At 71.8% G+C, this 9,621-nt stretch carries 7 protein-coding genes; 3 read left to right on the forward strand and 4 right to left on the reverse strand.

Annotation, left to right across the window (positions count from 1 at the left end; all coding sequences use genetic code 11):
- On the reverse strand, window positions 1-1,021 hold a 1,021-nt coding region (locus tag CA983_RS34885; RefSeq protein ID WP_483027225.1), incomplete at its 3' end, for a sigma-54-dependent transcriptional regulator family protein.
- A gap of 639 nt (window positions 1,022-1,660) precedes the next feature.
- Here CA983_RS34885 and CA983_RS34895 point away from each other — a divergent pair.
- On the forward strand, window positions 1,661-2,119 hold the full coding sequence (locus CA983_RS34895) for a hypothetical protein (RefSeq protein WP_167407520.1): 459 nt from the start codon (window positions 1,661-1,663) through the stop codon (window positions 2,117-2,119).
- 69 nt (window positions 2,120-2,188) lie between these two features.
- Here CA983_RS34895 and CA983_RS34900 read toward each other — a convergent pair whose 3' ends face one another.
- The 3 genes from CA983_RS34900 to CA983_RS34910 all read right to left on the reverse strand — a co-directional run bounded on the left by CA983_RS34900 (window position 2,189) and on the right by CA983_RS34910 (window position 4,930).
- Window positions 2,189-2,914 (reverse strand): dienelactone hydrolase family protein, encoded by a 726-nt coding sequence (locus CA983_RS34900; protein WP_086604760.1) that lies wholly within the window; start codon window positions 2,912-2,914, stop codon window positions 2,189-2,191.
- A gap of 191 nt (window positions 2,915-3,105) precedes the next feature.
- Window positions 3,106-3,924 (reverse strand): barstar family protein, encoded by an 819-nt coding sequence (locus CA983_RS34905; RefSeq protein WP_086604761.1) that lies wholly within the window; start codon window positions 3,922-3,924, stop codon window positions 3,106-3,108.
- A gap of 241 nt (window positions 3,925-4,165) precedes the next feature.
- On the reverse strand, window positions 4,166-4,930 hold the full coding sequence (locus CA983_RS34910; protein ID WP_086604762.1) for a sugar isomerase domain-containing protein: 765 nt from the start codon (window positions 4,928-4,930) through the stop codon (window positions 4,166-4,168).
- 138 nt (window positions 4,931-5,068) lie between these two features.
- On the opposite strand from CA983_RS34910, the gene CA983_RS34915 reads away from it, so the two are divergent.
- Both CA983_RS34915 and CA983_RS34920 read left to right on the forward strand, forming a co-directional pair.
- A complete protein-coding gene (locus tag CA983_RS34915) occupies window positions 5,069-5,953 on the forward strand; it encodes a MurR/RpiR family transcriptional regulator (RefSeq protein ID WP_086604763.1) in 885 nt (294 codons plus the stop codon).
- Window positions 5,954-6,059: 106 nt separating this feature from the next.
- A partial coding sequence (locus CA983_RS34920; protein ID WP_086604764.1) for a glycoside hydrolase family 38 N-terminal domain-containing protein occupies window positions 6,060-9,621 on the forward strand: 3,562 nt, incomplete at its 3' end.

The raw sequence follows: 9,621 nt of genomic DNA on the forward strand, positions 1-9,621 counted from the left end.
TCACGGACCCGGTCGGCGCGACCACCGGTGCGAGACCGGTCGGCGGGACGACCGCGCCCGCGGGGGCCGGTGCGACCACCGTCTCGGCGACGCCCGCCCGGGTGTGGCTCAGGCGCGGGCCGCCGAGGATGCGCACCTCGACCGCCACACCCGCCTCTCCCTGCGGGCCCGTGACCTGGCGGCGCAGCAGGGTCGCGGCCCGGCCGCCGGGGAGCGTGACCTCGTCGAGCGTGAGGTGCGGTGAGGCGATGAGTTCCTCGGCCTTCTCGCGCAGCACGGCCAGGTCGATCCGCCCGAGGTCGAGGCCGCCGTCGTCGAGTTCCCGGTGCTCGGGCTGTCGCGGCCAGCCGCCCGGATCGCCCCCGGCCCTGCGGTAGGCGGCGAGCAGGGCCCGCTCCCGCTGCGTGGCCTGGTCCAGCATCCGTCCCTCGATCTCCCGGGCGGCGTCGCGGACCATCCGCAGCATGGCCGGGTCGCCGTCACCGCGCAGACAGGTCAGGTCGAGGACGGCCTCGATACGGCCGCTGAGGGGATCGCGCACGGGCGCGCCCGCGCAGGCGAACGGTGCCAGGCAGTCGGCGAAGTGCTCGCGGCCGGCGACGTAGACGGCGCCCCGTTCGGCCAGCGCGGTGCCCACTCCGTTGGTGCCGGCGACGGGTTCGGAGGCGTCGAAGCCGGGGGCGAACCGGACCTCGTCGAGTCGCGCGCGCAGCCGCCGTTCGCCGCCGAGCCGCTGCACCATGCGGCCCTGCGCGTCGCAGAGCGCGATCGTCATGCCGACATCGGCGAGCGAGGCGGTGAGGTCCTGGAGGACGGGGTCGGCCGCGCGCAGGAACCGGTCGTCCAGTGCCAGGTCAGGGGTGTATGGGAGAGCCAGCCGGTGGGGTTCGAGTCCGACGGACCGGCACCGCTTCCAGGAGTCCAGCACGGGTTCCCGGACGTCCGCATCGACGTGCGCGCCCGCCAGGAAACGCTCATGGGCATCGACGAGGCCGCCGATGTCGTCCCAGACGACGGTCACCGGGATCACTTCCCTCACCGGAAGGAGACCCGAGCGGTTTCACCCTAGTCCTTATGCACAGTTATCTGCACCTCTTCTCCCCGTTGATCGCGGTGTTGGTCATCACGATCAAGGAGAGCGAAGTGGATCTACGTCACGAACTGATGGAGGGTCGGGCCCAGCTGCCCCGCGCTGGTGCCGTGGTGGAAACCGGTGAGGCCCACCCTCCCTTCGTTGTTGTCAACGGCCTCGGACGCGAGGTGGAGCCGGGCACCGCGTACCTGCGCGACCTGGCGCTGAGTGACAGCAGCCCGCTGACCGCCCGTAGCTACGGGTTCGGGATGCTGGTTCCGGCTTCTGTGGCTGCTCGACGTCGCCTGGGAACGGGCGACCGAGGCGGAGACGGCCGTCCTGACCGGCTGGCTGCGTACGGCCCCGAACCCGCAGCGCCGACGGCGCAACCCGCAGTCGCCGCGTCCGGGAACGGTCAATCCGCGGACAGGGAAGCCGTACCTCAGCCCCGGGTACGCACCGACGACGGAACCGGCGGGCCTGGTCGGTGGTGGACCCCGGGAACAAGGCCGGGAATCGCCTCCGCGGCAAGGTGTGTGGCACGTACTTCACGCCATGGGCCATCTTCCACCGACCGTTCCGGCGGCGATGCGCGCCGCTCTCATGCGGGGCCAGAAGAGCGTCGAGGAGCTCGTCGACCTCTACCCGATCCGGAACCAGGCAGTGCGCGGGGTGCTGATCGACTACTTCACGCGGCGCCGCGCGGACACCGACTACGCCACCTTGAAGAACCTGGTCCTGCACCTGGCTCACCACTTCTGGGAGAAGATCGAACGCCTCAACCCCGACCAGGCTGACCTGCGGATCTCTCCCGAGATCTACACCGCCTGGCGGCAGATGATCGCCGTCAAGGTCAACGGCGCTCCGCGCGCCGGGGCGGACAGCCTGGTCATCTCCGTCCGCAGCTTCTACTTCGGTGAGATCGAGGGCATCGACCTCACCCTCACCTTCCTCCGCGCGAAGCGCGACGAGACCCAACGCCGAGCTCAGCGACCAGCCGTCCACCTCGGCCTCCCCGCACGCCGCCGTCCGCAGGAGTCCGAATGACGCTCCCCAGAGCGATGCCTCGAAGCAACGAGCTGTCAGACCCGGTGAACAAACCCCAGTCTGCCCAGATCACTCCGTTATGGGCAGGCACTCGGCGAGCAGGTCGACGACGTCGCGCCATGCTCGCTGCGCGTGCTGAGGGTGATAACCGACGCCGGGGAGCACGGTGTGGTCGACCGGCGGGTGATGGAAGGCGTGCAAGGCGCCGCCGTAGACCACGAGGCGCCAGTCGACGCCCGCAGCCTGCATCTCGGCAGTGAATGCGTCCCGTTGCGCGGGCGGCATGATCGCGTCTTCCGACCCGACCCCGGCCCACACCGGGCAGTGAATGCGCGCCGTCTCGCCTGGTCGGCCCGTGGTCAGTCCGTTGACTGTCGCGATCGCGCGCAGGTCGACGCCGTCGCGCCCGAGTTCCAGCGCGATTGCGCCCCCGGTGCCGTAGCCGACGGCGGCGATCCGGTCCGAGTCGGTCCGCGGCTCGGCGCGGAGCACGTCGAGCGCCGCGTGGCCGATGCCTCGCATCCGGTCGGGGTCGGCGAGCAGCGGCATGCAACGGGCCAACATCTCCTCAGGGTCGCCCAAATAGCGCCCGCCGTGGAGGTCGAAGGCCAGCGCCACGTATCCCAGCTCGGCGAGCGCATCGGCCCGGCGGCGCTCGACGTCGCTGAGCCCCACCCCCTCGGGCCCGACCAGGACCGCGGGCCGGCGGTCGACACCGGCCGGGAGCGCGAGGTGCCCGATCATCGTCAGGCCGTCGGCCGCGTAGTCGATCGTGCGCGTTGTAACTGTCGTCATGAGCCTGGACTGTAGTGATCGTCGAGCCCGGTCGGGCCGGTGTTCTGCCGCTGGCAGAAGGCAGGTCTCTGGCGTATTCCGGAACCACCCGGTCAGCGGTTCAGCTCAGAGCCTGTGAACAAACCGCCGTCCGCCCGAAGGGCGGGCGCACCGGACGCCGCTGCGCGCAGACGGGGTTTGTTCACAGGCTCTCACCGCAGGATGACGCTCACACCTCGTTCCTCGAAGATCTCCAGGATCAGGTCGAACAGCACAAGCTCGCGATCGCCGACGGGCACGCGCTCTGCCAACCGCGTCCGAGCCTCGGCCGAGAAGTCCCAGTGCAAGGTGAACGGAGTGGTCGCGCCCCAGCCGCCTCTCAGACAGTCGTCCAGAGCGTCCAGGTTCCAGCCGAAGTATCCACCGGGTCCGTTGATGGCCTCACCGATCGCGCAGTAGAAGGTGTCCCGGTCAACGACATGTCGGCCGTCCAAGGTGAACACCTGGCCTGCAGGCGCATCGGGCCTCCCCTGGCGCTGGTACTCCCGGGACCACAGGGCCACCGACAGCCACGCGTGTCGGTCTTCGGGCGCGAGTTCGTACCACATTCCGGTGTGGTTCAGGCGACCGGTGCGGACCATCTCCCACGGTCGTTCAGCTCCGGGCAGGGCGTTCTCGCACCAGAGCGTCACCGTGAGGTCGACGAGGCCAGCACCGCTGGCGGAGGGCTTGACGCCGATGACGGTGACCTCGTTGACGAAGTAGGACCCCATGGTGGCACCGTCACCGTCGAGGAGCTCAAACCAGGCGTTCCCCGCCACGGCACGACGACTGCCGACGTGGTCAACGCACCTCAGCAGGCCACCCTGCGGGAGGCAACCCGCGAGGTGCACCCGGCGCGCGCCCTCCTCACCCGGCAGGGGCGTGAACAACCCCTCTGCCTCGTGAGCGAAGCCCCAGAAATCGCTGTCGTCCTCATCCGAGGTCAGCGCGTACTTCTGCCCCTCGCCGCCCAGCCCCGATGTTCGCATCGCACCCCCATGAGAGCGCTGATCTTACCGACGCCGGGGGATCTGCCCGGCGGCCGCCGGCGCCGCCACCCCTGACCCCATCCCATCCGTCTCGGAGGCCCTTTGACGAGTCACATACCCGCCTTCACTCATGAGGGTGAAGTGCAGAGAAGTGACGCCGATCACAAGATCAGGCCGGTGGCACATCTCCCCTGGCGGGCCCCGATGAGGGACCCCGGCCGTCCGCCCAGGCCGGTTCGACTCAGCTCGCCGTGCGGCGGATCCGGCCCGCGTACTTCTCCTCCAGCTCCAGGTTGCCCTCGAAGCCGCCGGGCACATTGGCCGAGACGTAGACCGGCGGGCGCTCTCCGGCGGCGAGGAGGCGGCCGGCCGCCTCGGCGACCGTCATCTGGACCAGCATCACGCCGGTGAGGGTGGACAGGGCGCAGACCGAGCCGCCGCCGGGCAGTTCGAGCAGGGAGTCGCCGCGCGGGGCCGCGTTGTCGAGGACGACGTCGGCGATGTCGGCGAGCTTCCGGCCGCTGGGATGGACGGCGGGGACGGCCCGGGTGTGGGCGAGGGAGGTGAGGGCCAGGACCCGGTGGCCGTGCTCCTTGGCGTGCAGGGCCATCTCCACGATGACGCTGTTGACGCCGGAGTTGGAGATGACGACGAAGAGGTCTTGGGGGTTCGGGGCGGCCAGGTCGTAGAGCCGGGCGGCCACCCCGGCCCGGCGTTCGAGGAGCGGGTCGTCGAGCACGGCCGGGTCCTCGCCGCCGTAGAGGACGAGGTCGGCGATGCTCAGCCGGTTGGTGGGGACCAGTCCGCCCGCGCGGCCCGCGAGTTCGAGGACGAGGGCCTGCGAATGGCCCGTGCCGAAGGCCTGGACGACACCGTCCGCGCGTACGCACTCGGCGACCAGGTCCGCGGCGGCGGCCACGTCTTCCCGGGCGGATTCGATGACGTGCTGGAGGACGGCGAGGCTCTCCCGCGCGAACCCCTGGGCGCTCACAGACTCGACGGACACGCGACACACTCCCCACTGATGGATTGAATCACCCTACACTTCCCCATCGGTGAATCAATCAATCACGCCCGCTCTCTGTATCCCATCGGGTCCTGGTATTCAACGTGCGCCCCAAAGGGTGGCTGGTACCTTCTCCCCATGCCTCCCACGGACGTCACCACACTGATCCGTACCGAGTTGCCCCGGCTGGCGGGGTCCCTGCGGAAGGTCGGCGAGCTGATCCTGGAGGATCCGGCCGCCGTCACCCACTGCTCGGCCGCCGAGCTGGGCCGCCGCACCGGCACCTCCCAGGCGACGGTGACCCGTTTCTGCCGGGCCATCGGGCTGGACTCCTACCAGCACCTGCTGATCGAACTGGCCCAGGAGCGCGGCCGGGGCGAGGTGTCCGACTGGGGGACCGCCGAGATCGGTCCCGACATCTCCCCGGACGACAGCCTCGAACGGGTCGTCCAGGTCGTCGGCACGGCGGACCTGCGGGCCATCCAGCAGACCATCGACCGGATCGACCTCGACGCGCTGGAGCGCGCGGCGCAGGCCCTGGCCCGCGCCCGGCGCATCGACGTCTACGGCGTCGGCGGCAGCGGCGCGGTGACCCAGGAGACGGAGACCCGGCTGTTCCGCATCGGCTGCTCGGTCCGCGGCTGGACCGAGGTGCACGCGGCCGCCACCTCCGCGGCCCTGCTCACCCCGGCGGACGTGGCCATCGGCATCTCCCACTCCGGGGCGACCCGCGAGACCCTCGAACCGTTCGAGATGGCCAGGGAGCGCGGCGCCACCACCATCGCCCTGACCACCGACCCGCGCTCGCCCCTGTCCAGGACCGCCGACATCCGGCTCATCTCGTCCTCCTCGGAAACCAGCTTCCGGGCCGAGAGCATCAGCAGCCGGCACTCCGTCCTGATGCTCGTCGACTGCCTGTACGTCCGGGTCGCCCAGCTCACCTACCAGCGCGCGAGCGCGTCGCTGGCGCTGACCGACCACATCACCCCGCAGCACGCGGTGAAGTCCCGGCGGACCAGGTGACATGGCCGACGGTGCATGGATGAACCACCAAGTTGACGTGAAGATGGTTGTTTGAATCACTCCTGCCGTGCAGGATGGGGCTCCCCAGAGCACTCGTAGGAGCCCCATGCGCGTCACCTCTGTCGAGTCGACCGAGCTCTTCTCCGGGACCACCGAGCAGCCGCGACAGGTGGTGGCCGTCGAGCTGAACCACACTCCGGGCCGGGCCGTGCGGCTCACCGTCGAGGGCCCGGGCCTCACCGGCACCACGCAGACCGCCGTCGGCGAGGACGGCACCGTACGCGCCGAGATCCCCGTCACCGGCGAGGACCTGGTCCCGGGCGACCGCCGCGAGATCAGGGTCACCGCGGCCGACGGCGACGAAGTCACCTCCCGCACGGGCGAGTTCACGGCGGCCGAGCCCGGCTGGACCATGTTCATGGTCAGCCACTTCCACTACGACCCCGTCTGGTGGAACACCCAGGGCGCCTATACGGAGACCTGGGACGTCGCCGATGACCCGGCGACCAGCGGACTGCCCGCCCGCACCTTCGACTCGCGCGGCCAGTCCGGCATGAGCCTGGTCCGGGCCCACTGCGACCTGGCCCGGCGCGACCCGGCGTACACCTTCGTGCTCGCGGAGGTCGACTACCTCAAGCCCTACTGGGACGCCTTCCCGGAGGAGCGCGCCTTCCTGCGGCAGCTGATCCGCACCGGCCGCGTCGAGATCATGGGCGGCACCTACAACGAGCCCAACACCAACCTCACCGGCGCCGAGGCGACGATCCGCAACGCCCTGTACGGCGACGGCTTCCAGCGCGGCGTCATCGGCGCCTCGCCGGAGACCGCCTGGCAGCTGGACGCCTTCGGGCACGACCCGCAGTTCCCGGGGCTGATGGCGGACGCGGGGGTGAGCTCCAGTTCGTGGGCGCGCGGGCCGTTCCACCAGTGGGGGCCGACGCTGTCGGTGTTCGGCGAGGAGCCGAGGGACCCGGGCCGGATGCAGTTCCCGGCCGAGTTCAGCTGGATCGCCCCGTCGGGGCGCGGCCTGCTGACCGCGTACATGGTCAACCACTACGGCGCGGGCTGGGCCATCGACAACGCGCCCACCCTCCCCGAGGCGGAGGCCGCCGCGTACCAGCTCTTCCAGCGGCTCAAGCAGGTCGCCCTCACCCGCAACGTGCTGCTCCCGGTGGGCGGGGACTACGCGCCGCCGTGCCGCTGGGTCATGGACATCCACCGCGACTGGAACGCCCGGTACGTCTGGCCGCGCTTCATCAGCGCGATCCCCCGGGACTTCTTCGCCGCCGTCCGCGCGGAACTGGAGACGGAGGGCCGCAAGGCCTCCCCGCAGACGCGCGACATGAACCCGGTCTACACCGGCAAGGACGTCTCCTACATCGACACCAAGCAGGCCCAGCGGTACGGCGAGACCCTCCTCGCCGACGCCGAGGCCTGGGCGACGCTCGCCTCCCTCGTCACCGGCCGTCCCTACCCGGACGCGGCCCTGGACAAGGCCTGGCGGCAACTCGTCTACGGCGCCCACCACGACGCCATCACCGGCTCGGAGTCGGACCAGGTCTACATCGACCTGATGACCGGCTGGCGGGAGCTGCACGACCTCGCCCGGAGCGTGCACGCCGACGCCACCCAGGCCCTGGCCGACCGGGTCACCCCGGGCGACGGTCCCGACCTGGTCGTGTTCAACTCCGCGACATGGCCACGCCTTGACGTGCTGACGGTCGACGACCCGGGTCTCGTACCCGAGGGACTGCCCGCGGTCAGCGAGGACGGCCGGCTCCATGTCGTCGTCCCGGAGGCGCCCGGCATGGGCCTCACGGCGCTCCCGCTCACCGAGGGGTCCGCCCCCGGCTGGGCACCCGGCGAGGGCCTCACCATCCGCAACGAGTTCTACGAGGTGACGGTCGACCCGGCACGCGGCGGTGGCGTCAGCAGCCTGCGCGCCCTGGCCGAGGGCGGCCGGGAGCTGCTGCGCCCCGGTGACATCGGCAACGAGATCGTCGTCCAGGAGGAGTACCCGAGGCATCCGCGCTTCGGCGAGGGCCCCTGGCACCTCACCCCGACCGGCACCACCGCGGCCCGCAGCGGGGACGTGACCGCCGAGGTGCGCGTCGAGCACTCCCCCGCCGGTTCCCGCATCACCGTCACCGCCGACCTCGGCCTCTTCCGCTGCACCCAGCGCCTGACGCTGTGGCAGGGCGTCGACCGGCTCGACGCCACCACGACCGTCGACGGGTACGACGGCGCCGACCGGCTGATCCGGGTGCGCTGGCCCTCGGACGTACGGGGCGGACTGCCCGTGCACGAGGTGGCGGACGCGGTGATCGGGCGCGGGTTCGGGTTCGTGGAGGTGGACAGCGAACGGTTCCCCTGGACGCTGGACAACCCCGCCAACACCTGGTTCGGCCTCGGCTCCACCGCCCGCGTCGCCGTCCACGACGACTCCGGCGTCCTCCTCGGACACCGTTCGATCGGCGTCGCCGAACTCATCTATGCCGACTGGGACATCGCGGGCGACCTCGGCACCCCGCTCGCGGCGGCCCTGGTCCGCGCCGGGGTCACGGCGACCACGACGATCGCGGGCGGCCCGCGCTACGGCGACCTGGAGGTCGACTCCAACCTCCCGGACCTCCGGATCGCCGTCGGCGGCCCCGACCGCAACGCCGTGGTCGCCGAGGCGCTCGGCTGGGACCCGGCGGCCGGGCGGGAACTGAAGCGCCAGCTGGCCGAACGGGGCGTGGCCGCCGTCTGGGTCGCGCCCCGCGCCTGTCTGCGCGAGGAGTGGATCCCCGGGGCCGACCTGCGCGACCTGGAACGCCTGCCGCTGCTGGTGGTGGCGGGCGCCCGCCCCGAGGACGACGCCAAGGCGGTCGATGCGCTGATCGCCGACCTGGACGACTTCACGGTGACGGCCACGGCCGCCGGCGGCGGCGAGGCCCTGCCGCCCGGCGACGCCTGGGACGGCCGCAGCTTCGCGATCCTCAACCGCGGCACCCCCGGTTGCGTGGTCACCGCCTCCGGCGACCTCTACATGTCCCTGATGCGCTCCTGCACCGGCTGGCCGTCCGGGGTCTGGGTGGACCCACCACGCCGCACCGCCCCCGACGGCTCGGGGTTCCAGCTCCAGCGCTGGTCGCACACCTTCGAGTACGCCGTCGTCGCGGGCCCGGGCGACTGGCGGGACCTGCGGCTGCCGCAGGCCGGGCACGCGTACAACCGTCCGCTGACGGCACGGCTGCGGCAGTCCTCCGGCGCCCTGCCGAGGCAGGCGACCCTGCTCGGCCTGGAACCCGCCGGCGAGGTGCTGCTCGACGCGCTCAAGCCGCTCGGCTCCCCGCTGGCCCGGGGCAGCGAGGCACCCGTGGATCCCGGACAGGGTCTCGTCGTCCGCGTGCACGAGGTCGACGGCCGGCCGGTACGGGCACGGGTGACCGGGCCGGTGCCGTGGGCCGCGGGCGCCCGCGCCGACGTCCTGGAGAGGCCCGGGGCGCCCCTCGCCCCGGAGGAGACCGGCGGCCTCGGAGTCGACCTGACCGGCTTCGAGGTCGCCACCCTCCTCGCCACGCCCGCCCAGCCGCCCCACCAGGCGTCCGGGCCCGGCATCGCCGCCCACGAGCCCGCCCAGCCCGTCGCCACCCGCTACTGGCTGCACAACTCCGGCCCCGCAC

The sequence above is a fragment of the Streptomyces swartbergensis genome (assembly GCF_002148965.1).
Classification (GTDB): domain Bacteria; phylum Actinomycetota; class Actinomycetes; order Streptomycetales; family Streptomycetaceae; genus Streptomyces; species Streptomyces swartbergensis.